This is a genomic window from Chromobacterium sp. ASV23 (assembly GCF_016428945.1).
Classification (GTDB): Bacteria; Pseudomonadota; Gammaproteobacteria; order Burkholderiales; family Chromobacteriaceae; genus Chromobacterium; species Chromobacterium sinusclupearum.
In genome coordinates this window covers 53,021-75,256 of the sequence record NZ_JAELTR010000004.1, presented here as the reverse complement: position 1 = coordinate 75,256, position 22,236 = coordinate 53,021, and the positions used below count along the sequence as shown (strand labels likewise).

Here is a 22,236-nt window from a genome sequence, read left to right as displayed (position 1 = left end):
GCTTACTCCTTTTCTTCTTCGCGGTGGCCGAGCCGCGACAGCGATTGCGTGAACTGCAGCACTTTCTGCACCTGGGAGCCCAGCTTCATCAATCGCTGCAGCGTCTCCACGTCCATGTGCTGGATATCGGAAAACCAGGTGGTGACCAGCTCGATCAGCTGGTACATCTCTTTCATTCTTTCCTGCGCGTGCCGCTCCGCCTCGCTGGCCGGGCTGTCCATGATGGCGCCGCGCAGCATGGTCAGCGTCGGCTCCACCTCGCGCTTCTTGCGCTCCTCCGCCAGGGTCTTGAAGATCTGCCACACGTCTTCCGGCGTGGAGAAATACTCGCGGCGGTCGCTGGGGAAGTGCTGCAGCTTGACCAAACGCCACGACTGCAGCTCTTTCAAGCCCATGCTGACATTGGAGCGGGAACAGCCTATCGCCTCGCCGATCTCATCGGCGTTAAGCGGTTTTTCCGATACGTACAGCAAGGCATAGATCTGGCCGACGGTGCGATTGATGCCCCAGCGGCTACCCATCTCGCCAAAGTGCAACACAAAGGACTGCACCAGAGGGGGGAGGTTCATGATTTTTCCAATTTTCAGTAATTTCTGAAAGTTTGATATGGATCATAGGTTGTCTGGTGGGATAGCGTCAAGGCACAGACTGATTTTGCCATCGGCCAAGCCCCTGCCCTCCCGCACTCACCGGGCATGACGAATCCAAACGCGCCTTGCCGCCTCCCCGCCGCCAGCCGTCATCGCCCTCTCGCCGCGACGCCCTCCTCCGGCAGAACATTCGGGCAAAGGCATGAAAAAAGCCTCCGGGAAACCCCGGAGGCTGTTGAGCTTGGCCTGGATGGCCGCGATGACTTGGCGTTCAATAAAACGGCTGAGGCCAGGCTACACGCCCGGCATCAGCCGCTTGTCCGTCCCGCTTAGGCCAGCACAGCGGCGATGGCCGCGTTAAAGGTGGCGCTTGGACGCATCACCGCGCCGCACTTGGCGGCATCCGGCAGGTAGTAGCCGCCGATATCCGCAGGCTTGCCCTGCACGGCCTTCAGTTCGGCCAGGATCTTCTGCTCGCTGTCGGCCAGTTGCTTGGCGATGGGCGCGAAACGGGCTTGCAGTTCCTTGTCGTCGGACTGCGCGGCCAGCGCCTGGGCCCAGTACATGGACAGGTAGAACTGACTGCCGCGGTTGTCCAGCTCGCCGGTGCGGCGCGACGGGGACTTGTTCTCGTCCAGCAGCTTGCCGGTGGCGGCGTCCAGCGTCTTGGCCAGGATCTTGGCTTTCTCATTGCCGGTCTTGATGCCCAGTTCTTCCAGGCTGACCGCCAGCGCCAGGAACTCGCCCAGGCTGTCCCAGCGCAGGTGGTTCTCTTCCAGCAGTTGCTGCACGTGCTTGGGCGCGGAGCCGCCGGCGCCGGTTTCGTACATGCCGCCGCCGGCCATCAGCGGCACGATGGACAGCATCTTGGCCGAGGTGCCCAGCTCCATGATGGGGAACAGGTCGGTCAGGTAGTCGCGCAGGATGTTGCCGGTGACCGAGATGGTATCCAGGCCGCGCGCCACGCGCTCCAGCGTGTAACGCATCGCGCGCACTTGCGACATGATGTGGATGTCCAGGCCCGTGGTGTCGTAATCCTTCAGGTAGGTCTGCACCTTCTTGATCAGCTCGTTTTCATGCGGGCGGTACGGGTCCAGCCAGAACACGGCCGGCATGCCGGAGTTGCGGGCGCGGGTGACGGCCAGCTTGACCCAGTCGCGGATCGGCGCGTCCTTGACCTGGCACATGCGCCAGATGTCGCCCTGCTCGACATTCTGCGACAGCAGCACTTCGCCGGTGGCCAGATCGACGATATTGGCGATGCCGTCTTCCTGGATTTCAAAGGTCTTGTCGTGCGAGCCGTATTCTTCCGCCTTCTGCGCCATCAGGCCGACGTTGGGCACGGTGCCCATGGTGCGCGGGTCGAAGTTGCCGTGCCATTTGCAGAAGTTGATCATCTCCTGATAGATGCGGGCGAAGGTCGATTCCGGCATCACGGCCTTGCAGTCGTAAGGCTTGCCGTCGGCGCCCCACATCTTGCCGCCGGCGCGGATCATCGCCGGCATCGAGGCGTCGACGATGATGTCGTTCGGCGAGTGGAAGTTGGTGATGCCCTTGGCCGAGTCCACCATGGCCAGGCGCGGACGGTGCTCCTGGCAGGCGTGCAGGTCGCGGATGATTTCTTCGCGCTTGGAGGCCGGCAGGGTCTCGATCTTCTCGTACAGGGTAGCCATGCCGTTGTTGACGTTGACGCCCAGTTCCTCGAACAACTTGCCGTGCTTCTCGAACGCGTCCTTGTAGTAAATCTTGACGCAGTGGCCGAACACGATGGGGTGGGACACCTTCATCATGGTGGCCTTCACGTGCAGGGAGAACAGAATGCCGGCTTCGCGGCAGTCTTCCATCTCGCGCTCGTAGAAGTCGCACAGCGCCTTCTTGCTCATGAACATCGAGTCGATGATCTCGCCGGCCTGCAGCGCCACCTTGGGTTTCAGCACGATGGACTGGCCGCTCTTGGTCACCAGCTCCATCTTGACGTCGCGCGCCTTGTCCAGCGTCATCGACTTCTCGCCGTGGTAGAAGTCGCCGTGGTGCATGTGGGAAACGTGAGTCTGCGACCACTGCTTCCATTCGCCCATCGAATGCGGATGCTTCTTGGCGTAGTTCTTCACCGCCAGCGGCGCGCGGCGGTCGGAGTTGCCTTCGCGCAGGACTGGATTGACGGCCGAGCCCAGGCACTTGGCATAACGGTCGCGGATCGCCTTTTCTGCGTCTGTCGTCGGGTTTTCCGGGTAGTCGGGAATGTTATAGCCCTTGGACTGCAGCTCCTTGACGCAGGCGATCAACTGCGCCACGGAGGCGCTGATATTGGGGAGCTTGATGATGTTGGTGTCCGGGTGCTGAGTCAGCTTGCCCAGCTCGGCCAAGGTGTTCGGCACTTTCTGTTCGTCGGTCAGATGCTCGGGGAACTCCGCCAGCACGCGGGCGGCCACGGAGATGTCGGCGGTTTCCACCTGGATGCCGGCGGAAGCGGCAAAGGCCTGGACCACCGGCAGGAAGGCGCTGGTGGCCAGCGCCGGCGCTTCGTCAGTCAGGGTGTAGATGATTTTCGATTGTTCTGCTGGCATTACTCTATCTCCATGTTGATCTTGTGACGACAGAACGATTGCGCGAAGAGGTCATGGCTCGGACGGCATTCCGGGGAAGGCCGGAGATCTTGGCAGGGCGGACGCGGGCGTCACGCCGCTCTTTGGCAATTTTCAAAAGCGAATTATACCCCTTCTCATCGTCTTGGTTGGCGACGCAACTGAAACTTTTATGCCTGATAATTGGCCAGATGACGTTCGGATGCGAATAAAACGCTTGTTCGAACACCAGCTTAGCCGCCTGTCCCCAGCCGCGACATACGATATCGCTCACGCGGCGACCAGGCCTTGCTATCATTCGCCTACTTTATTTCGCCGTGTTTTCCGCATGCCCCAGCTGATTCTGCTCAACAAACCGTATGGCGTGATCTGCCAGTTTTCCGACCATCCCACGCATCCGACGCTGAAGTCCTGCGTGCCGCTGCCCGGCGTCTATCCAGCAGGCCGGCTGGACACCGACAGCGAGGGCCTCCTGCTGCTGACCGGCGATGGCACGCTGCAGCACCGCATCGCCGACCCGCGCTGGAAGCTGCCCAAGACCTATTGGGTGCAGGTGGAGGGCGAACCCAAGGAAGAACAGCTGGAAAAATTGCGCCAGGGCGTCGATCTGGGCGACTTCATCACCCAGCCGGCCCAGGTTCGCCGCATCGAGACACCGGAACTGTGGCCGCGCAATCCGCCGGTGCGTTTCCGCAAGACGGTGCCGGACTGCTGGCTGGAAATCATCATCAGCGAGGGCAAGAACCGCCAAGTGCGGCGGATGACGGCCAAGGCGGGCCTGCCCACGCTGCGCTTGGTGCGGGTGGCGATCGGCCCGTGGCGGCTGGACGGCCTGCAGCCCGGCGAGATGCGCCAGCTGGAGGTGAGCCTTCAAGACTTGCCGCGGTCAGGCGCTGCCGGCCGCAAGCCTGGAGCGCGAGCGTCGGACCGCTCGCAGTCGCCGGCGGCCAAGGGCGGCAAGGGCCCTACTTTCCGCTTTGCCCGCAACCGGAAAGACTAACGCCAGCTCCCTCCCGACCATAGTCCCGCCCGCTCACCGCCTTATCCTGATGAAAGTTCGCTGCGCGGTTTGAATGCGCGACGCTGAAAAGCAAAGCGGGGAAGCCTTGGCTTCCCCGCGGGGTGGAGGCGCTTGACGGCGCCAATCTTGGGTCACGGAGGGTCTGCCTTAATAGCTGTGATTGTCCTCGAAATAAGCGATCGGGCCAGCGCTGGTCAGGCCGATGTGGAAGTGGGAGCTTTCCGGGAAGACTTCGCCCGCGCTTTCCGTGGCGCGCACGAACTCGAACAGCACCTCGACTTCCTTGAACTTACGGGCCAGAATCAGATTGCCCTGCAACCAGTTTTGGATTTCGGCTTCATGCGGATGCGCGTTTTCCAGCTTCAACTGGAATCCATCGCCGCTGATCAGGCTGATGGCGGGCGGCATGCTGATGTCGAACTGGTTCAGCTCCTTTTGCGCCAGCTCGGCGAAGCTGGACAGTTCGTGATTCGCCTTTTCCCGGATTTCGGAGAGGGCGATGGACCCGTCGTCAGCCAGCTTGCCAAGCAGTTGGCTGATGCTGGGTGCGGCGGAAGCGGTCTCAAGCGACATCATGTTACTCCTCTGTTGGACGTTACCATTTAGTAATAATAGGTAAAGATTCCGACAGTAGCTGGTCAATAGGCCAGTTTTTTCAGTTCGAACAATATTTCCAGCGCTTGTCTGGGGCTGAACTCATTCGGATCCAGCTCCGCCAGCCGCTCCAGCGCCGGATGCGGCTCGGGCTCCGCCGCAGGCGCAGGGGCGGCGAACAGGTCCGGCTGCACCCGCGCCGCCGACTGGTTCTCCAGCTCCGCCAGGTGGCGGCGCGCGTCGCGTATCACCTTGCTCGGCACGCCGGCCAGCTGCGCCACCGCCAGGCCATAGCTCTGGCTGGCCGGGCCGTCCTCCACATGGTGCAGGAACACGATGCGGTCCTTGTGCTCCACCGCCGACAGGTGCACGTTGGCGACGGCCGGGTATTCCCCAGCCAGCGTGGTCAGCTCAAAATAGTGGGTGGCGAATAGCGTATAGGCGCGGTTCTTTTCGATCAGCGCGCGGGCGATGGCCCAGGCCAGGGCCAAGCCGTCGAAGGTGGACGTCCCGCGGCCCACTTCGTCCATCAGCACCAGCGAGTGCTCGCTGGCATTGTTGAGGATGTTGGCAGTTTCGGTCATTTCCACCATGAAGGTAGAGCGGCCGCCGGCCAAGTCGTCCGACGCGCCGATGCGGGTGAAGATGCGGTCGATCGGGCCAATGATGGCTGAGTCGGCCGGCACGAAGCTGCCGACATGGGCCAGCAGCGTGATCAGCGCGTTTTGCCGCATATAAGTGGACTTACCGCCCATATTCGGGCCGGTGATCAGCAACAGCTTGCGCTCGGCCGACAGCTTGGTGTCGTTGGCGATGAAGCGTTCGACTTCCGCCTCCACCACCGGATGGCGGCCGGCGACGATCTCCAGCCGCGGTTCGGCGACAAACTGCGGCTCGGCGTAATTGCCTATGCTGGCGCGCTGGGCGAACGCAGCCAGCACGTCCAGCGCGGCCACGGCCTGGGCGATCAGCTTCAACTCGGCGATGTGCGGCGCCAGCTCGTCCAGCAGCGCCTCGTACAATTGTTTTTCCAGCGCCAGCGAGCGGTCTTGCGCGGTCAGCGCCTTGTCTTCGAACTCCTTCAACTCCGGCGTGATGTAGCGCTCGGCGTTCTTCAGCGTCTGGCGGCGGCGGTAGTCGTCCGGCACCTTGTCCGACTGCGCCTTGGATACTTCGATATAGAAGCCGTGCACGCGGTTGAATTCGACTTTCAGCGTGGTGATGCCGGTGCGTTCCTTCTCGCGCGCTTCCAGCTGCAGCAGGAAGTCGCCGCAGTCGTTCTGGATCGCCCGCAACTCATCCAGCACCGGGCTGAAACCGTTGTTGATGACGCCGCCGTCGCGCAGAAAGGTGGCCGGCTCCGGCAGGATGGCGGCGGAGAGCATGGTTTCCACTGGCGAGTGGTCCGGCAACACAGCGGCCAGTTCGCGCAGCAAGGGCGCATCCAGGCTGGCGGCCAGCGCCTTGATGCCTGCCAGCGCCTTCAGCGAATCTCGCAATGCCGACAAGTCGCGCGGCCGCGCCGAGCGCAGCGCCACGCGGGCGGTGATGCGCTCGATGTCCGATACCTGGTCCAGCTCGGCATGAACGTCCTGATGGCGCGCCAGCAGCGCGCGCACCGCGCCGTGGCGGCGCGCCAGCTTCTGGTGATTGCGCATCGGATGATGCAGCCAATGGCCAAGCAGTCGGCTGCCCATGCTGGTGGCGCAGGTGTCGAGCAGGGATGCCAGCGTCGGCGACGCCTCGCCGCGTATGGTTTCAGTCAATTCCAGATTGCGGCGGGTGGCGGCGTCCATGCGGATCAGCTCGCCGGCGTCCTCTACCGACAGCGCGGAAATATGCGCCGGATTCACGCCCTGAGTGGACTTCACGTATTCCAGCAAGGCCCCCGCGGCACCGACGGCCACCGGCAACGTGTCGGCGCCGAAGCCGGCCAGATCGCGGGTGCCGAAATGGCGGGTCAGCGCCAGCTTGGACGATTCGATGTCGAACTGCCACGGCGGCAGCTTCTTCCGGGGGATGGCGATCTGCTCGAACGCCGCCAGGCCTGTGTCGTCCGGAATCACCAGCTCGGCCGGTTTCAGGCGTTCCAGCTCGCTGGCCAAGTCCTCGACGCTAGCCTGCATCACCTTGAATTCGCCGCTGGCCAGCGACAACCAGGCCAGGCCCAGCACGCCCTTGACCATATTGACCGCCAGCACCAGGTTGTCGCGCTTGTCGTCCAAGAGCGCCGCGTCGGTCAGCGTGCCCGGCGTGACGATGCGCACCACCTTGCGTTCCACTGGCCCTTTGGCCAGGGCGGGATCGCCGATCTGCTCGGCGATAGCCACGGATTCGCCCATCTTCACCAGCCGCGCCAGATAGCCCTCGGCGGCATGGTAAGGAATGCCGGCCATCTTGATCGGCGTGCCGGCGCTGGCGCCGCGCGCGGTCAGCGTGATGTCCAACAGCCGCGACGCCTTTTCCGCATCCTCGTAGAACAGCTCGTAGAAGTCGCCCATGCGGTAGAACAGCAGCTTGTCTGCGTGCTCGCGTTTCAGGGCTAGATACTGCTGCATCATCGGGGTGTGCTGGGGCGTGCTCATCGGGTGTCGGGCTCTGCTCTTGGTCGGTCTGGATAAATGCGCGACGCCCCGGAAAGGCGGGGCGTCGAAGTTGGCGACATTTTAGCGCGCGGCGGCGGGGGTGTCAGCCAGGGCGGCTTGCGGCACAATGTTCCGACAACCATAAGGAGAAAAGCCATGTCCCGCCTATCGCCGCAGCAAGTCTTGCGCCGCCTGTTCGATGTCGCCGTCGCCAGCGTCAAGCCGGAACGGCTGCTGGATCATCTGCCGCCTCCGCCAACGGGCCGTACGGTGGTGATCGGCGCCGGCAAGGCCGCCGCCGCGATGGCGCGCGTGCTGGAACAGGCCTGGCCGAGCCCGTTGTCCGGCGTGGTGGTGACACGCTATGGTCATGCGGTGCCCACTTCGCGGATCACAGTGCTGGAGGCGTCCCATCCGGTGCCTGACGCGGCCGCTTGCATCGCCGCCCAGCGGGTTCTGGACGCGGTGCGCGGGCTGACCGCCGACGACCTGGTGATCTGCCTGCTGTCCGGCGGCGGTTCGGCGTTGCTGTCGCTGCCGGCCGAGGGCATCAGCCTGAAAGACAAACAGCAGGTCAACCGGCAGTTGCTGGCCTGCGGCGCGGGCATCGACGAAATGAACGCCGTGCGCAAGCACCTGTCGGCCATCAAGGGCGGACGGCTGGCGCTGGCCTGCGCGCCGGCGCGGCTGGTGACCTTGGCGATTTCCGATGTGGTGGGCGACGATCCGGCCGTGATCGCGTCGGGACCGACAGTGGCCGATCCCAGCACTTATGCCGACGCGCGCGCCGTAGTCGCCAAATACGGCCTGAGCTTGCCGCCGGCGGCGCAAGCCCTGTTGGACGCGGAACCCGACGAGACGCCCAAGCCGGGCGACACTAGGCTGGCCCATGCCGAGTACCGGCTGATCGCCGCGCCGCAAATCGCCCTGCGGGCGGCGGAGGCCGAGGCGAGGCGGCTCGGTTACGACGTGTTGTTGCTGGGCGACAGCATAGAGGGCGAAGCGCGCGAGGTGGCGAAAGTCCACGCCGGCATCGCCCGTCAAATCGCGGCGCATGACCTGCCGGTGGCGCGGCCCGCCCTCATCCTGTCCGGCGGAGAAACCACGGTCACTCTGAAAGGCCAGGGCCGCGGCGGCCGCAACGGCGAGTTCCTGCTCGCCCTCGCCGTGGCGCTGAACGGCCTGCCCGGCGTCTATGCCTTGGCGGCGGACACCGACGGCATAGACGGCAGCGAGGACAATGCCGGCGCGCTGATCACGCCAGATACGCTGGCACGCGCCCTTGCGCTAGGCCTCAAGGCCGAAGACTGCCTGGCGGATCATGAAAGCTATGGTTTTTTCTCCGCGCTGAACGATCTGCTAGTCACCGGGCCGACGCACACCAATGTCAATGATTTCAGAGCGATCTTGCTGGGCTAGCGCGAGTCTTGAACCCGAAGGACAACAATATCGGCTTGTGAAGGTGCCCGAGAGTGTCCGAATTTTTTGTGTAACCGGGGTTTGGTTTAGGTAAGGTAAGGTAAGGTAAGGTAAGCGTGACTCGAACTGGATAGCAAAGCGAGTTAGGGCCGCCTTCCGGTCTCGGATCGACATGCTCCACTACTGGCTGATATTTTTCAATGCTAGGTAGAACCACTTCAACAAAGCTTCGTCGCTCGGAAATGAGCTGCGACTCTTGGTCAGCTTGCTGCAGGAAGACAGCGGCTACTTCTTTCTGAAGATCAAGGCCGCGTTCCCCGGTCATCGGGGATGAACCAAAAAAAAAAGCCCGCTAGGGGCTTTTTTGATAGCAGCAATAATTTAGAGAGGCTGAATGCCGGATGCTGCCGGACCCTTTTGGCCCATGGCTCTGGTAAAGCTCACTTTTTGGCCTTCATTCAGCGATTTGAATCCATCGGCGCGAATTTCAGAAAAATGAGCGAACAGATCATCACCGCCATTGTCCGGGGTGATAAAACCAAAACCTTTTGCGTCGTTGAAAAATTTAACGATACCAGTTTCCATAATTTACTCCTTGTGTCAGTAAGGGCAATAAAATTGCCGAAAAGCATGATAATCAAGGAATAGATAAGGAAACAATGAAGACCAACTGGGTGGGCAACGCGGTGTCGATAGATATGACGCTTGAAGATCCTGCTATCTCATATAATGCACAGGTTACTTTTCAATTGTCAACAAGATTTGTCATCTTGAAAAATGTAGGCTGACCGCATCCACGACGAATTGCATGAATAATTTTAAAATTCATTGAAACTGGCTAGGTTTCTATCTTATTTGCGCACTGGGAAAGTGCTTTGGTGATGTCTATCATCAGTCGAATTATTGTACGCCGTGACGATGGAAAATGCCTTTTAATTGCCGTAGGGTAGCAAAACTTGGGGGCATAGTGGATATGCATGCAACAAGAAGGGATAAAAACAAAAAAGCCCTGATTGCTCAGGGCTTTGATGCGTTCTACTGGCGGAGAGGGAGGGATTCGAACCCTCGGTACGCTTGCACGTACGCCTGATTTCGAGTCAGGTACATTCGACCACTCTGCCACCTCTCCGGCGGTCAGTCGAGGTGCGCATTATGGTTTGAAGCGCTTTTCCTGTCAATACCCGGTTGCAGCTTATTGCGGGCAAACCCCGCCCCTGCTTGGCTAGCCTAGGCGGCGCGCCAATCCTGCGCCAGTTGTCGCGCCGCAGTCAGCGCCGTCTCCTTGGCGACATCCCGGCGCTTGCCGCCGCGCCAGGCCATCACCACGCGCCAGCGCCCCAGCTCCGGTTCGGCCAGGTCCAATTCGTGGAGCAGCCCCTGCGCCAGCTCTTCCCGCACCGCCAGCCTGGGCACGAACGCCACGTAGCCATGCCACAAGGCCAGGTCGCGCGCCGCCGTCGCCGGCTGCAGCAGATGGATCGGACTGTCGGACTGACGCAGCGGCCGCAAGCGCCTGACCAAGTCCTCCGCCGCGTCTCCCCAGCGCTGCGGCGCCAAGGGATGAGCGGCAAGCTCGCGCAAGGAGAGGCCACGCTTGCCCGCCAAAGGATGCGTGGCGCAGACCACGGCCACAATCGGCGACTCGCCCAGCGCTTCCTGCGCTATGCCGGAAAGCGCAGGCCGTTGCAGCACAAATCCGACATCCAGCGTTCCCGCCAACAGCTGCTGCAGAATGTGCGGCGAATGGTCGGTATCGCAACGGATTTCCAACGGCGCGTCGGCCAGTTTGCGCAATAGCGGGCCGAATATCACTCCGGCCAGCGAAGGCAGGCAGGCCAGCTTCAATTTGGGCAAGCCCTGCCCCACGCCTAACTGCTCCCGCCCATCGGCCAACGCCTCCAGCGCGGTGCGGGCGGCAGGCAAAAAGGCCAGGCAAGCCGCTGTCGGTTCCGCGCCACGGCGATGCCGGCTGAACAGGCGGGCCCCCAGCGATGACTCCAGCTGTGCGATGCGCTGGCTGACCTGCGGCTGCGTCCAGCCGCGCTTTGCCGCGGCCTGGCTGAAGCTGCCTAGCTCCGCCGCGTCCAGCAGCAATTGCAGATCGCTTAAGACAATAGACATAACAAAAACCCATATCAAACATCACTAGATACCGTCTTCCATAATATCCAACCCGCCACGACAATGGCATTCCATTTTCAATGAGACCACTCCATGCGCTACCAGGAAACCGAGCGACTGATTTTGCGTGCCGTGACCGCAGAAGACACCCAGGCCTTGTTCGACATCTACGGCGATCCGGCGACCAATCTCTACAACCCCAACGGCCCCTACCCCAGCCTGGATTATGCCCGGCAACGCATGGCCAGCTGGCTGGACGGCTGGGCCGCGGACGGGATCGGACAGTGGGCGGTGGAAAAAAGAGAAGCGCCGGGCCATGTGATCGGCTTTGGTGGACTATCCTATAAGGACTACGGCGGCGAAATGCGGCTGAACCTGGGCTACCGTTTTGCCACGTCGGCCTGGGGCTGCGGTTATGCCAGCGAAACGGCCCGCGCGGCTATAGGGTTTGCCTTCGGAGAGGGGGAGCGAGAGGCGATTTACGGCATGGTGCGGCCGGCCAACCTGCAATCGATCCGCGTGTTGGCCAAGCAGGGTTTTCGACAGATTGGACAACTGTCGGATGTGCCCGGCAATCCGCCGTCACTGGTCTTTATGCTGAGCCGAGACGACTACGCCAGAGAATGCGGAAAATGAAAAACCCGCCAGGGGCGGGCTTTTTTGGAATACGACTATCAGCTCGCCGCGCGGCGAGACTGACCCAGAACCCAATTAGGCGTTCTGGATATTAGACGCTTGCTTACCTTTCGGACCGGACACCACTTCAAAGCTTACACGTTGACCCTCTTTCAGAGTCTTGAAGCCTTGCATGTTGATGGCCGAGAAGTGAGCGAACAGATCTTCGCCGCCTTCATCCGGAGTAATAAAGCCGAAGCCTTTTGCGTCATTGAACCACTTTACGGTACCAAATGCCATTTAACTTCCTTGCAAAAAAAGGCTGGTGAAGCCGACCAACTTAGAGCTTAATAGAGTGACAGAACTTGCTGGATCGCAAAATGCCAAACAGTTAAGCCAAGCACCAGCTGCATTTCTACGCAACCCAGGCGACGACGTCAAGTGATAGCGGTCTTACGGCCCCCCTTGAAAAAAAGTCAGAGGGAACCAAAATTGAAGTAAGGCACCGTTTCCATGAAAGTCGACATGTCCACCTCGGTCAAAGACGATGCCCAGCTTGAGGCGTCACGGGTTAGGGAAAACCCTCCACCGATGTATAAGGTGTTGTTATTGAACGATGATTTTACCCCGATGGACTTCGTGGTGCAGGTTCTCCAGCAGTTCTTCCATATGAACAGAGAGAAGGCCACACAAATCATGCTGCAAGTCCACACGCAAGGTCACGGCGTGTGTGGCGTTTATACCAAAGACGTGGCTGCAACGAAGGTCGAGCAGGTGTTGCAATATGCGAAAGCGCATCAGCATCCGCTTCAGTGCGTAATGGAGGAAAACTGATGATTGCCCAGGAGCTTGAAGTAAGCCTGCACATGGCGTTCATGGACGCACGGCGCAAGCGCCACGAGTTCATCAGCGTGGAGCATCTGCTGCTCGCGATGACCGACAATCCGTCGGCCGCAGAGGTGTTGCGAGCCTGCGGGGCGAATATCGACCAACTCAAAAAACAACTGTCCGACTTCATCGACGAGCACACGCCCACCGTGCCCGGCGAAACCGAGGTCGAGACGCAACCCACCCTCGGCTTCCAGCGGGTGATTCAACGCGCCATCCTGCACGTGCAGTCGTCGGGCAAGAAAGAAGTGTCCGGCGCCAACATCCTGGTCGCCATCTTTGGCGAAAAGGATTCGCACGCGGTGTATTACCTGCACCAGCAGGGCATCTCGCGCCTGGATGTCGTCAACTTCATCTCCCATGGCATCACCAAGCAGCGGTCGCAGCAGCAGCCGCAGGAGCCGCGCGACAATAGCAACAGCGACGCGGACAGCGAGGAACAAGCCACCGGTCCGGGCGGGGCGCTGGAGAACTACACCCAGAACCTCAACCAGATGGCGCGCGACGGCAAGATCGATCCCTTGATCGGCCGCGAGCCGGAGCTGGAGCGGACCGTGCAGATCCTGTGCCGCCGCCGCAAGAACAATCCGCTGCTGGTCGGCGAGGCCGGCGTCGGCAAAACCGCCATCGCCGAAGGCCTGGCGCGCCGCATCGTCAACGGCGAAGTGCCGGAGATTTTGTCCAAGTCCACCGTTTACGCGCTGGACATGGGCGCCCTGCTGGCCGGCACCAAGTACCGCGGCGATTTCGAACAGCGGCTGAAGGCCGTCATCAAGCAGCTGACCGATGACACCAACGCCATCCTGTTCATCGACGAGATCCACACGCTGATCGGCGCCGGCGCGGCCTCCGGCGGCACGCTGGACGCGTCCAACCTGCTGAAACCGGCACTGTCCAACGGCAGCCTGCGTTGCATAGGCGCGACCACGTACAACGAGTACCGCGGCATCTTCGAGAAGGACAACGCGCTGTCGCGCCGTTTCCAGAAGATCGACGTGACCGAGCCTACCGTGCAGCAGACGGTGGAAATCCTGAAGGGGCTGAAATCCCGCTTCGAGGCCCACCATGGCGTCAAGTACACGCAATCGGCCCTGTCCACCGCGGCGGAGCTGTCGGCGCGCTACATCAACGACCGCCACCTGCCGGACAAGGCGATCGACGTGATCGATGAAGCCGGCGCGGCGCAGAAGATTCTGCCGAAGTCCAAGCAGAAGAAGGTCATCAACAAATCGGAAATCGAGGAGATCGTCGCCAAGATCGCCCGCATTCCGCCGAAGACCGTCTCCAGCGACGACAAGAACGTGCTGAAGAATCTGGAGCGCGACCTGAAGAACGTCGTGTTCGGCCAGGAGAAAGCCATCGAAGGGCTGGCCAGCGCGATCAAGATGACGCGTTCCGGCCTGGGCAACCCGCAGAAGCCGATCGGATCGTTCCTGTTCTCCGGCCCCACCGGCGTCGGTAAAACCGAACTGGCGCGCCAGCTGGCCTACATCCTCGGCGTCGAGCTGATCCGCTTCGACATGTCCGAGTACATGGAGCGCCACGCGGTGTCCCGACTGATCGGCGCGCCTCCGGGCTATGTCGGTTTCGAACAGGGCGGCCAGCTGACGGAAGCGATCAACAAGCATCCGTACACCGTGCTGCTGCTGGACGAGATCGAGAAGGCGCATCCGGACATCTACAACGTCCTGCTGCAGGTGATGGACCACGGCACGCTGACCGACAACAACGGCCGCAAGGCTGACTTCCGCAACGTGGTGCTGATCATGACCACCAACGCGGGCGCGGAATCGCTGTCCAAGCCTTCGCTGGGCTTCACCCAGACCAAGGCCGCGGGCGACGAGATGGGCGACATCAAGAAGATGTTCAGCCCCGAGTTCCGCAACCGCCTGGATGCCATCATCCCGTTCAGCATGCTGGACGAGCAGATCATCCTGCAGGTGGTGGACAAATTCCTGATGCAGCTGGAGCAGCAACTGTCGGAGAAGCATGTCGATATCCACTTCACCGACGAGCTGCGCCAATACCTGGCGAAGAACGGCTTCGACCCGCTGATGGGCGCGCGGCCGATGGCCCGCCTGATTCAGGATACCCTGCGCAAGGCGCTGGCGGACGAGCTGCTGTTCGGCCGCCTGGTGGCCGGCGGCGAGGTGACGGTGACGGTCATCGACGGCAAGGTGGAGCTGCAGTTCGATCAGGATGCCTTGGCCACGGCCGAACCCGCCTGATCCTAGGCTGTTCTCTCAAGCAAACGCCCGCGCATGCGGGCGTTTTTGTTTGGCGCGCTCTCCCCGGCATCAACCGCGCGGATGATGGCGCGCATGCAGTTGCTTCAGCCGCTCCCGCGCCACATGGGTATAGATCTGGGTGGTGGAAATGTCGGCGTGCCCCAGCAGCAGCTGCACCACGCGCAGGTCGGCGCCGTGGTTGACCAGATGGGTGGCGAAGGCGTGCCGCAGCACGTGCGGGCTGACCTTGGACAGGCCCTGGCGGCCGGCGTATTGCGAAATCAGATGCCAAGCCATCTGCCGCGTCATCCCGGCCTTGCGCTGCGTGACGAACACCGCGTCGCTGGGATGGCCGGCCAGCAGCAGCGGCCGCGCCTCTTTCAGGTAACGCAGCAGCCAGTCCTGGGCGATCTCGCCCAACGGCACCAGCCGTTCCTTGCTGCCCTTGCCCATGGTTTTGACCACGCCGTCCAGCAGATTCAGCTGGTTCAGCGTCAGGCCCACCAGCTCGGACACCCGCAGGCCGCTGGCGTACAGCACCTCCAGCATGGCGCGGTCGCGCAGGCCCAGCGGCGTCGCCACATCCGGCGCGGCCAGCAAGGCCTCGACATCGACTTCGGACAGGGACTTGGGCAAGCGCTGGCCCTGCTTGGGCGAGGCCAGATTGGCGCTGGGATCATCTTGTCGCTGGCCGCTTTGCAGCAGGTATTGGTAATAGCGGCGCAAGGCCGAAGTCAGACGGGCGCGGGTGGCCGGCTTCTCGCTGCCCGCTCCGATCAGCATCGCCTGCTCCAGTTCGTCCCGCCCGGCCCGCTCCAGCGACGCGCCCAGCTCGGCCAGCCGGGCGGCCAGCTTGGACAGGTCGCGGCGATAGGCCGCCAAGGTGTTGTTGGATAACCCGTCGGCCAGCCATAGCTGGTCGAGAAAGGCGTCGATGCTGTCCTTATCCGAGCTCATGCCGCAGCAGCCATCGCTTGATGTCCAGCGTTTCGTCGCCGGTGGATTGGTTGAAGCCCCCAAGCCCCGCGCTGGCCACCACGCGGTGGCACGGCACGATGATGGGGATGGGATTGCGGCCGCAAGCGCCGCCGACGGCGCGCGGCGACGAGGCCAGCGCTTGGGAGAGGTCGAGGTAACGGCGGGTCTCGCCGCAGGGAATGGCGGCAATCCGCTCCCATACCCGCAACTGATAGGGCGTGCCGTGCAAGCGGTAAGGCACAGTGAAGGCGTGGCGCGCATCGGTGTAATAGGCGTCCAGCTGCCTCGCCACTTCGGCCGCCAAACTCCCCGCAGCCGGCGTCTGCAAGGCCGCATCCGCCGGCAGGAAACGCAGTTCGACCAGCTCCCCGTCTCGGCAAGCCACGCCCAGCCTGCCAAACGGCGCGGCGATCACGGCATATTCCATCTCATCCCCTGAAACGAAAAAAGCGCAAGGCCAGGCCTTGCGCTTTGATGATAGCGGCGGTCGCCGGCAGGATTAACCCTGCTTGCGAGCCGGCAGCTTTTCCTTGATGCGAGCGGACTTGCCGGTGCGGCCGCGCAGGTAGTACAGCTTGGCGCGACGAACGTCACCGCGACGCTTCACTTCAACGGAAGCCACCAGCGGGGAGTAGGTTTGGAAGGTACGCTCAACGCCTTCGCCGGCGGAGATCTTGCGCACGGTGAACGCGCTGTTCAGACCGCGGTTACGCTTGGCGATGACCACGCCTTCGTAAGCCTGCAGACGCTCGCGGTTGCCTTCCTTTACCTTCACCTGAACCACTACGGTGTCGCCCGGGGCGAATTCCGGCAGGGTCTTGCCCAGGCGTGCGATTTCTTCTTGCTCGAGTTTTTGGATCAGATCCATGATTTACTCCGATTTGTTCTGGACATCTTGTTCCTGCTGGTACTCCGCCAGCAGCCGAGATTCCTGTTTTGTCAAAATACGGTCTTTCAGCAGTTCGGGCCGACGTTGCCACGTGCGTCCCAGCGACTGCTTCAGCCGCCATTTGGCGATCAGGGCATGATTACCGGACAACAGCACATCCGGCACCCGCATGCCTCGATACTCTTCGGGTCGGGTATAGTGCGGACAGTCTAGCAGACCATCCACAAATGAGTCTTCGTACGCCGATTGCGCATCGTTGAGCACGCCCGGCAACAAGCGCACCACAGCGTCCGCCAGTACCATCGCCGGCAATTCGCCGCCCGATAGCACGTAGTCGCCGATGGAAATCTCCTCGTCGACTTGCGTGGCGATCAGCCGCTCGTCTATGCCTTCGTAGCGGCCGCACAGCAGAATCAGGCCAGACCTTTGCGACAGCTCCACCGCCTTGGCGTGCGAGAGCCGCGCGCCCTGCGGCGACAGATACACCACATGGCTGCTCTCGGCGCCGGCTGCGCGCTGACGCGCGCGCGCGGCGGCAAGGGCTTGCTCCAGCGGTTCGATCTGCATCACCATGCCGGGACCGCCGCCATACGGCCGGTCATCCACCCGACGATAATTGTCGTGGGTGAAATCGCGCGGGTTCCAGGCATGGAACTGCCACAAGCCCAAGTCAAGCGCCCGCTGGCTGACGCCAAAGCGGGCGATCGAGTCGAACATCTCCGGGAACAGCGTTACCGCGTCGATCTGCATCAGTAATCCAGACCCCAGTCCACCAGGATGCGGCCTTCGGCCAGCAGCACCTCCAGCACATATTGATCCACGAAGGGGATCAGCCTTTGGCCGTGCTCACCCTTCACCACCAATACGTCGTTGGCGCCGGTTTCCAGCAGCGTCTCCACCGTGCCCAGCGCCTCGCCCTGCTGGTTGACGACTGCCAGACCGATCAAATCGTTCCAGTAGTATTCGCCTTCGCCAGCTTCGGGGAGCTCGCTGCGCGGCACGGCAATCTGCATGCCTCGCAACGCTTCCGCTGTGTCGCGCTCGTCGACGCCTTCCAGCTTGGCCGCCAGGGCCTTGGGCTGAACCGCGCCGTTTTCGAATGCGTACGGCTTCCAGCTGCCGTTTTTGCCCAACCACCAGGTCGGGTAATCAAACAGGCTGTCAGCGTATTCGGTATCGGCATGGATTTTCACCCAGCCTTTAATACCGAAGGCGCCGCGCACAAAGCCCATTACTACGAGATCTTCGTCGCGCATGCGCCCAAATCCGTCTTGATGTTGGATAGCCGGATTAAGCGGCTACGACCTTCTGCTCTTTCAGCAGCTTGGCAACGGAGTCGGACAGCTGGGCGCCAACGCCTACCCAGTAGTTCAGACGGTCCATGGTGAAGCGGACGCGTTCTTGCTTCTCGTTGGCTACCGGGTTGTAGAAGCCAACGCGCTCGATGAAGCGACCGTCACGACGGTTACGGGAATCGGTCACCACGATGTTGTAGAACGGACGGTTCTTGGCGCCGCCGCGTGCCAGACGAATCACTACCATTGTCGATTGTCCTTGAAAAAAACTGGATATAGAAAAGCCCACGATTTTAGGTCAGTTTTCCCTTATCTTGCAAGCGCTTAATGCAAGACTGTGTCGGATAGACCGCTCAGAGCGGCTTCAACACCAGTGTCAGCGCCCTGTCTTCAGGGTGCGGCTCCACGCTAAACCCCAGTTTATGCATCAGTTTCAACATGCCTTTGTTGCCGGCCAGCACTTCGCCGCGCATCAGCTTCAGCCCCTGCTCGCGCGCCGCGTCGAACAAGGCCTGCATCAATAGATTGCCTATGCCCCGCCCTTGCCAGTCATCCGCCACCTCCAGCGCGAACTCGCAGGCCTCGTTGTCCGGGTCGGTGATGAAGCGGGCCACCGCCAGCATCTCCTCCCCCGCCTCGCCTTCCCGCGTCATCGCCAGCGCCATTTCGCGGTCGTAGTCGAGCTGGGTGAAGCGGACCAGCATGCTCTGCGACAGCTGCTTGATGCTGGACAGGTAGCGGTTATAGCGGCTTTCCTCGGACAGGTTGCGGACGAAAGCCTGCTGCATGTCGGCGTCTTCCGGCCGCACCGGACGAATCATCACCGGCGTGCCGTCATGCAGCTTGGCGCACACCACCATATGCGTGGGGTAAGGCATGATGGCCATGTGGCCGTAGCGTTTGCGTTCGGCGCCCGCCGGCTGCACCACAATGCGGGCATCCAGCGCGATCACGCCCTTCTCGTCCGCCACCAGCGGATTGATGTCCAGCTCGCGGATCTGCGGCAGCTCGCACACCATTTCCGACACTTGCAGCAAGACATGGCGCAGCTCGTCAACATCCACCGGCGGCAGGTTCTTGAACGGCCCCAACAACTGGCCGATGCGGGTCTGGCTGATCATGCTGTCCACCAGATAATCGTTCAGCGGCGGCAGCGCCAACGCCAGGTCGTGCATGACTTCCACCGCGATGCCGCCGGCGCCGAATGCCACCACCGGGCCGAAGGCGGCGTCGTGCGCCACCCCCACCATCACCTCGCGGGCAAAGCGACGCTTGCGCATGGGCTGCACCGATACGCCTTCGATGCGCGCATCCGGCCGCGCCTGCCGGGTGCGGCTGATGATGCCGTCAAAGGCCGCGCGCAATGTGGCCTCGTTGCTGATGTTCAGCTCCACCCCGCCCACATCGCTCTTATAGATGATGTCCGGCGAATCGATCTTCAACACCACCGGATAGCCTATCGCCTCGGCCTGGCGCACCGCCTCGTCGGCTTTGCGCGCCAAGGTGGTGGGATTGACCGGGATGTGGAAAGCCGCCAGCACCTGCTTGGACTCGCGCTCGGACAGGATTTCCCGCCCTTCGGCCAGCGCCGCGTCTATCACCTTGCGCGCCGCCGCCACGTCGGGATCGTCGCGCTGGCCCTCCAGCGGCCCCGGCGTCTGCAGCAGCAGCTGCTGGTTGTGCTGATAGGCGGCCAGATGGCGGAACACCTCGATGCCGTATTCCGGCGCGCTGAAGTGCGCGCATTTGGCCTTGGAGAACAGCTCTCGGCTTTCCGACACCTTGGCGTCGCCCAGCCACGACAGGAACAAGGGTTTGGTCGTCTCGCGCTGCAGGCCTATCATCAGTTGCGCGGTGGTCAGGTGATCGGTGCCGGCCTGCGGCGTGAAGATCACCATCACGCCGTCCACGCCCGGATCATCGACACAGGCCTTCACCGCGGTGCGGAAGCGCATCGGGCTGGCGTCGCCGATGATGTCCAGCGGATTGCCGTGCGACCAATTGCGCGGCAGCACGCTGTCCAGCAGCTTCATGGTGCCCTCGCTCAGCTTGGCCAGCTCCACGCCGCAGTCCACAGCGCTGTCGGCCGCCAGCAGGCCCGGCCCGAAACCGTTGGTCACGATGGCCAGCCGCTTGCCGCCGACGCGGTAATTGGCCGCCAAGACCTTGGCGGCGGTGAACAGCTGGGCGATGGACGACACGCGCAGCACGCCGGCGCGTGCCAGCGCGGCGTCGAACACATCGCCGCTGGCCACCAGATTGCTGGCGTGGGTGCGGCCGTCGGCATCGTTCTCGAAACGGCCGGACTTGATCACCACCACCGGCTTGGTGCGGGCGGCCGCGCGCAGCGCCGACATGAAGCGGCGGGCATCGTAGATGTGGTGAACATGCAACAGAATGCCCTGCGTTGCGTTGTCGGCCACTAGGTAATCGAGGATTTCGCCGAATCCGACATCCAGCGCCCCGCCCAGCGATACCACGCTGGAAAAACCGATCTCCTTGCTGTCCGCCCAGTCCAGCATCGCCGCGCACAGGGCGGATGACTCCGACACCAGCGCCAGATTGCCCGGCCGCACCTTGCCGTTGTAATTGCTGGCGTTGAAGCCGGCCACTGGCCGCATCAGGCCCAGCACATTCGGGCCGAGCAGACGGATGCCGAAGTGGCGGGCGATGGACAGCGCCTCATTGATCAGTTCCTGCTCCAGCTGTTCGCTGTCGGAAAACTCCTTGGCCAGCAGCACGGCCTTGACGCCCTTCTTGCCGCAATCCTTGACGATGCCCGGTAGCGAGCGTATCGCCGTCGCCACCACGGCCAGGTCTATCGGCTCCTCGATCTGCCGCACCGAAGACACCGCCGGAATGCCGCCGACCACCTTGTGGTTCAGATTGACCGGAAACAGCTTGCCCTGGAAAGAACCGGCCAGCAGATTGGCGAAGACGGCCTGGCCGATGGAGCCGGGACGATCGCTGGCTCCGACCACGGCGACAGTGCGCGGGGAAAACAGCGGGGTCAGATAATGTGGCCTCATGCGTGCGTGTCCTCGGAAACAATATCAATCAGTAGCGCCCTGCCGGCAGGCGTTGGCTGCAGCCACGCCACCTGCAAGATTACGTGATCCATGCGAAATGCGCGCGACAGCATCGGCTGCCAAAGCGGGAAGGAAGGACGGCGTAGCCGCCGTCATGCGGCGGCCAGCCCTTGCCATCATGCAGAGCAAACCTGCGCGTCATATTGACCTCCGGCAAACCATACACATGTGGGTAAGCTGGTCCGCAACGGTTGAATTTCGCCGCCCGCCATATCGAGCTAGTGGCGCAGCCTTTACAATATTGCTAACCTTTACAGTTTCGCAATAAACGTATTTTGCGCCGCAGCACGCAACCGGCCGGGAAACCCTCGGCCAGGCAGGAGCCGACACACCATGACGAAACGCGTCGTCACACTCGCTCATTATTACACCCAGCCGGAAATCCAGCAGATGGCCGACAAGGTGGGTGACAGCCTGGAACTGTCGCTGTACGCCAAGGAAGCCCAGGCCGACATCATCGTGTTCGCCGGCGTGCGTTTCATGGCCGAGACCGCGAAGATCCTGAACCCGGAAGCCACGGTGATCCTGCCGGACGCAGGCTCCACCTGTTCGCTGGTGACGCAAACCGACGTCGTCGAGCTGACCCAGTGGCGCAAGCGTTACCCGGACCATGTCCACGTCGCTTACATCAACTCCAGCGCCGAACACAAGGCGGTGTCGGACTGGATCGTCACCAGCCGCAATGTCGACGACATCATCGCGCATCTGTATGCCGAAGGTAAGAAAGTCATCTTCTCGCCGGACCGCAATATGGGCGGCTACCTGAACGACCAGTACGGCTACGACATGCCGCTGTGGTCCGCCGTGTGCGAAGTGCACGACAAATTCAACGAGGCCGCGCTGAACGAGGCCTTCGCCGCCGCGTCCGGCGACAAATACCTGATCGCTCACCCGGAAAGCCCGCTGCCGGTGCTGAAGAAGGCCGATTACGTCGGCTCCACCTCCGGCATGCTGAACTGGGTGAAAAACTATCAGGGCAATACCAAGGCGGTGATCTTCGTCGCCACCGAGGACGGCATCCTGTACAACATGGGGCTGGCCCGCCCGGACCTGGACCTGCGCCAGGCGCCGATCTATGCCGGCTGCCAGTGCAACTCCTGTCCGTACATGAAGATGAACAGCATCGAAGCGGTCAAGCGCGCCCAGCAAGGCGAAGGTCTGGTGATCGACTACCTGAGCGCCGAGCAGATGGACGCCGCGCGCGTGCCGATCGAACGCATGCTGGAATTCAGCAAACGCTACTACGCCTGAGCCAGGCCGCACAACCCGCCCGACGCGGGTTTTTTTACGGGCCGCCGCCGCCTCGCGGCACTATTCGCTGTCATGATGGCGGCGCTAC

Annotated in this window: 20 protein-coding genes, 1 tRNA gene and 1 pseudogene; 6 read left to right on the top strand and 16 right to left on the bottom strand. The window is 62.1% G+C overall.

Features of this window, described 5'->3' with window-relative positions:
- Positions 1 to 2: 2 nt before the first annotated feature.
- Complete coding sequence (locus JHD59_RS03240) at positions 3 to 569, bottom strand: GbsR/MarR family transcriptional regulator (protein WP_043624364.1); 567 nt, start codon at positions 567 to 569, stop codon at positions 3 to 5.
- Positions 570 to 919: 350 nt separating this feature from the next.
- The gene (locus JHD59_RS03235; RefSeq protein WP_199153127.1) at positions 920 to 3,157 is read right to left on the bottom strand and encodes an NADP-dependent isocitrate dehydrogenase; all 2,238 of its coding nucleotides are present in this window, start codon (positions 3,155 to 3,157) and stop codon (positions 920 to 922) included.
- A 346-nt stretch (positions 3,158 to 3,503) separates the two neighbouring features.
- On the opposite strand from JHD59_RS03235, the gene JHD59_RS03230 reads away from it, so the two are divergent.
- On the top strand, positions 3,504 to 4,175 hold the full coding sequence (locus JHD59_RS03230; RefSeq protein ID WP_199153126.1) for a pseudouridine synthase: 672 nt from the start codon (positions 3,504 to 3,506) through the stop codon (positions 4,173 to 4,175).
- A 168-nt stretch (positions 4,176 to 4,343) separates the two neighbouring features.
- Here JHD59_RS03230 and JHD59_RS03225 read toward each other — a convergent pair whose 3' ends face one another.
- Both JHD59_RS03225 and mutS read right to left on the bottom strand, forming a co-directional pair.
- Positions 4,344 to 4,769, bottom strand: a complete 426-nt coding sequence (locus tag JHD59_RS03225) for a hypothetical protein (RefSeq protein WP_103320875.1) — start codon at positions 4,767 to 4,769, stop codon at positions 4,344 to 4,346.
- A 65-nt stretch (positions 4,770 to 4,834) separates the two neighbouring features.
- Complete coding sequence (gene mutS / locus JHD59_RS03220; protein WP_199153125.1) at positions 4,835 to 7,375, bottom strand: DNA mismatch repair protein MutS; 2,541 nt, start codon at positions 7,373 to 7,375, stop codon at positions 4,835 to 4,837.
- Positions 7,376 to 7,531: 156 nt separating this feature from the next.
- Here mutS and JHD59_RS03215 point away from each other — a divergent pair, with 156 nt between their 5' ends.
- The gene (locus tag JHD59_RS03215; RefSeq protein ID WP_199153124.1) at positions 7,532 to 8,794 is read left to right on the top strand and encodes a glycerate kinase; all 1,263 of its coding nucleotides are present in this window, start codon (positions 7,532 to 7,534) and stop codon (positions 8,792 to 8,794) included.
- A 108-nt stretch (positions 8,795 to 8,902) separates the two neighbouring features.
- Here JHD59_RS03215 and JHD59_RS03210 read toward each other — a convergent pair.
- The 4 genes and pseudogenes from JHD59_RS03210 to JHD59_RS03195 all read right to left on the bottom strand — a co-directional run.
- Positions 8,903 to 9,061, bottom strand: a pseudogene (locus JHD59_RS03210) (IS256 family transposase); the annotation flags it as partial.
- A gap of 114 nt (positions 9,062 to 9,175) precedes the next feature.
- Positions 9,176 to 9,379: a cold-shock protein gene (locus tag JHD59_RS03205; protein WP_083338705.1), complete on the bottom strand. Its 204-nt coding sequence runs from the start codon at positions 9,377 to 9,379 to the stop codon at positions 9,176 to 9,178.
- A 454-nt stretch (positions 9,380 to 9,833) separates the two neighbouring features.
- A tRNA-Ser gene (locus JHD59_RS03200) sits at positions 9,834 to 9,923 on the bottom strand.
- A 98-nt stretch (positions 9,924 to 10,021) separates the two neighbouring features.
- Positions 10,022 to 10,915 carry a LysR family transcriptional regulator gene (locus tag JHD59_RS03195; protein WP_199153123.1) on the bottom strand — a complete coding sequence of 298 codons (894 nt, stop codon included), beginning with the start codon at positions 10,913 to 10,915 and terminating at the stop codon, positions 10,022 to 10,024.
- Positions 10,916 to 11,008: 93 nt separating this feature from the next.
- Here JHD59_RS03195 and JHD59_RS03190 point away from each other — a divergent pair, with 93 nt between their 5' ends.
- Positions 11,009 to 11,551 carry a GNAT family N-acetyltransferase gene (locus JHD59_RS03190; RefSeq protein WP_199153122.1) on the top strand — a complete coding sequence of 181 codons (543 nt, stop codon included), beginning with the start codon at positions 11,009 to 11,011 and terminating at the stop codon, positions 11,549 to 11,551.
- A gap of 75 nt (positions 11,552 to 11,626) precedes the next feature.
- On the opposite strand, the gene JHD59_RS03185 is transcribed toward JHD59_RS03190, so the two are convergent.
- Positions 11,627 to 11,830 (bottom strand): cold-shock protein, encoded by a 204-nt coding sequence (locus JHD59_RS03185; RefSeq protein ID WP_011137214.1) that lies wholly within the window; start codon positions 11,828 to 11,830, stop codon positions 11,627 to 11,629.
- Between the two features lie 225 nt (positions 11,831 to 12,055).
- Here JHD59_RS03185 and clpS point away from each other — a divergent pair, with 225 nt between their 5' ends.
- Both clpS and clpA read left to right on the top strand, forming a co-directional pair.
- A complete protein-coding gene (clpS, locus tag JHD59_RS03180) occupies positions 12,056 to 12,364 on the top strand; it encodes an ATP-dependent Clp protease adapter ClpS (protein WP_043624381.1) in 309 nt (102 codons plus the stop codon).
- Positions 12,364 to 14,646: an ATP-dependent Clp protease ATP-binding subunit ClpA gene (clpA, locus tag JHD59_RS03175; RefSeq protein ID WP_103320879.1), complete on the top strand. Its 2,283-nt coding sequence runs from the start codon at positions 12,364 to 12,366 to the stop codon at positions 14,644 to 14,646. Before clpS ends, clpA begins: the two co-directional genes overlap by 1 nt.
- A 69-nt stretch (positions 14,647 to 14,715) precedes the next feature.
- Here the strand turns inward: clpA and xerD are convergent, their stop codons facing one another.
- From xerD to JHD59_RS03140, 7 genes are all read right to left on the bottom strand, one after another.
- On the bottom strand, positions 14,716 to 15,603 hold the full coding sequence (xerD, locus tag JHD59_RS03170; RefSeq protein ID WP_199153120.1) for a site-specific tyrosine recombinase XerD: 888 nt from the start codon (positions 15,601 to 15,603) through the stop codon (positions 14,716 to 14,718).
- On the bottom strand, positions 15,590 to 16,051 hold the full coding sequence (locus JHD59_RS03165) for a methylated-DNA--[protein]-cysteine S-methyltransferase (protein WP_199153119.1): 462 nt from the start codon (positions 16,049 to 16,051) through the stop codon (positions 15,590 to 15,592). The genes xerD and JHD59_RS03165 overlap by 14 nt, the downstream gene beginning before the upstream one ends.
- Positions 16,052 to 16,123: 72 nt before the next feature.
- On the bottom strand, positions 16,124 to 16,492 hold the full coding sequence (rplS, locus tag JHD59_RS03160; RefSeq protein ID WP_043624391.1) for a 50S ribosomal protein L19: 369 nt from the start codon (positions 16,490 to 16,492) through the stop codon (positions 16,124 to 16,126).
- A 3-nt stretch (positions 16,493 to 16,495) separates the two neighbouring features.
- A complete protein-coding gene (trmD, locus tag JHD59_RS03155; protein WP_199153118.1) occupies positions 16,496 to 17,263 on the bottom strand; it encodes a tRNA (guanosine(37)-N1)-methyltransferase TrmD in 768 nt (255 codons plus the stop codon).
- A complete protein-coding gene (gene rimM / locus JHD59_RS03150; protein ID WP_199153117.1) occupies positions 17,263 to 17,769 on the bottom strand; it encodes a ribosome maturation factor RimM in 507 nt (168 codons plus the stop codon). Before rimM ends, trmD begins: the two co-directional genes overlap by 1 nt.
- Before the next feature lie 34 nt (positions 17,770 to 17,803).
- Positions 17,804 to 18,055 (bottom strand): 30S ribosomal protein S16, encoded by a 252-nt coding sequence (gene rpsP, locus JHD59_RS03145; RefSeq protein ID WP_011137222.1) that lies wholly within the window; start codon positions 18,053 to 18,055, stop codon positions 17,804 to 17,806.
- A gap of 106 nt (positions 18,056 to 18,161) precedes the next feature.
- Positions 18,162 to 20,837 carry a bifunctional acetate--CoA ligase family protein/GNAT family N-acetyltransferase gene (locus tag JHD59_RS03140; RefSeq protein ID WP_199153116.1) on the bottom strand — a complete coding sequence of 892 codons (2,676 nt, stop codon included), beginning with the start codon at positions 20,835 to 20,837 and terminating at the stop codon, positions 18,162 to 18,164.
- 393 nt (positions 20,838 to 21,230) lie between these two features.
- Between JHD59_RS03140 and nadA the strand changes: the two genes are divergently transcribed.
- Complete coding sequence (gene nadA, locus JHD59_RS03135) at positions 21,231 to 22,148, top strand: quinolinate synthase NadA (protein ID WP_071109462.1); 918 nt, start codon at positions 21,231 to 21,233, stop codon at positions 22,146 to 22,148.
- Positions 22,149 to 22,236 lie beyond the last annotated feature (88 nt).

Bases quoted from the DNA above. Each gene is read 5' to 3' on its own strand.
- JHD59_RS03240 (WP_043624364.1), bottom strand. From the start codon at position 569: ATGAACCTCCCCCCTCTGGTGCAGTCCTTTGTGTTGCACTTTGGCGAG.
- JHD59_RS03235 (WP_199153127.1), bottom strand. From the start codon at position 3,157: ATGCCAGCAGAACAATCGAAAATCATCTACACCCTGACTGACGAAGCG.
- JHD59_RS03230 (WP_199153126.1), top strand. From the start codon at position 3,504: ATGCCCCAGCTGATTCTGCTCAACAAACCGTATGGCGTGATCTGCCAG.
- JHD59_RS03225 (WP_103320875.1), bottom strand. From the start codon at position 4,769: ATGTCGCTTGAGACCGCTTCCGCCGCACCCAGCATCAGCCAACTGCTT.
- mutS (WP_199153125.1), bottom strand. From the start codon at position 7,375: ATGAGCACGCCCCAGCACACCCCGATGATGCAGCAGTATCTAGCCCTG.
- JHD59_RS03215 (WP_199153124.1), top strand. From the start codon at position 7,532: ATGTCCCGCCTATCGCCGCAGCAAGTCTTGCGCCGCCTGTTCGATGTC.
- JHD59_RS03205 (WP_083338705.1), bottom strand. From the start codon at position 9,379: ATGGAAACTGGTATCGTTAAATTTTTCAACGACGCAAAAGGTTTTGGT.
- JHD59_RS03195 (WP_199153123.1), bottom strand. From the start codon at position 10,915: ATGTCTATTGTCTTAAGCGATCTGCAATTGCTGCTGGACGCGGCGGAG.
- JHD59_RS03190 (WP_199153122.1), top strand. From the start codon at position 11,009: ATGCGCTACCAGGAAACCGAGCGACTGATTTTGCGTGCCGTGACCGCA.
- JHD59_RS03185 (WP_011137214.1), bottom strand. From the start codon at position 11,830: ATGGCATTTGGTACCGTAAAGTGGTTCAATGACGCAAAAGGCTTCGGC.
- clpS (WP_043624381.1), top strand. From the start codon at position 12,056: ATGTCCACCTCGGTCAAAGACGATGCCCAGCTTGAGGCGTCACGGGTT.
- clpA (WP_103320879.1), top strand. From the start codon at position 12,364: ATGATTGCCCAGGAGCTTGAAGTAAGCCTGCACATGGCGTTCATGGAC.
- xerD (WP_199153120.1), bottom strand. From the start codon at position 15,603: ATGAGCTCGGATAAGGACAGCATCGACGCCTTTCTCGACCAGCTATGG.
- JHD59_RS03165 (WP_199153119.1), bottom strand. From the start codon at position 16,051: ATGGAATATGCCGTGATCGCCGCGCCGTTTGGCAGGCTGGGCGTGGCT.
- rplS (WP_043624391.1), bottom strand. From the start codon at position 16,492: ATGGATCTGATCCAAAAACTCGAGCAAGAAGAAATCGCACGCCTGGGC.
- trmD (WP_199153118.1), bottom strand. From the start codon at position 17,263: ATGCAGATCGACGCGGTAACGCTGTTCCCGGAGATGTTCGACTCGATC.
- rimM (WP_199153117.1), bottom strand. From the start codon at position 17,769: ATGCGCGACGAAGATCTCGTAGTAATGGGCTTTGTGCGCGGCGCCTTC.
- rpsP (WP_011137222.1), bottom strand. From the start codon at position 18,055: ATGGTAGTGATTCGTCTGGCACGCGGCGGCGCCAAGAACCGTCCGTTC.
- JHD59_RS03140 (WP_199153116.1), bottom strand. From the start codon at position 20,837: ATGAGGCCACATTATCTGACCCCGCTGTTTTCCCCGCGCACTGTCGCC.
- nadA (WP_071109462.1), top strand. From the start codon at position 21,231: ATGACGAAACGCGTCGTCACACTCGCTCATTATTACACCCAGCCGGAA.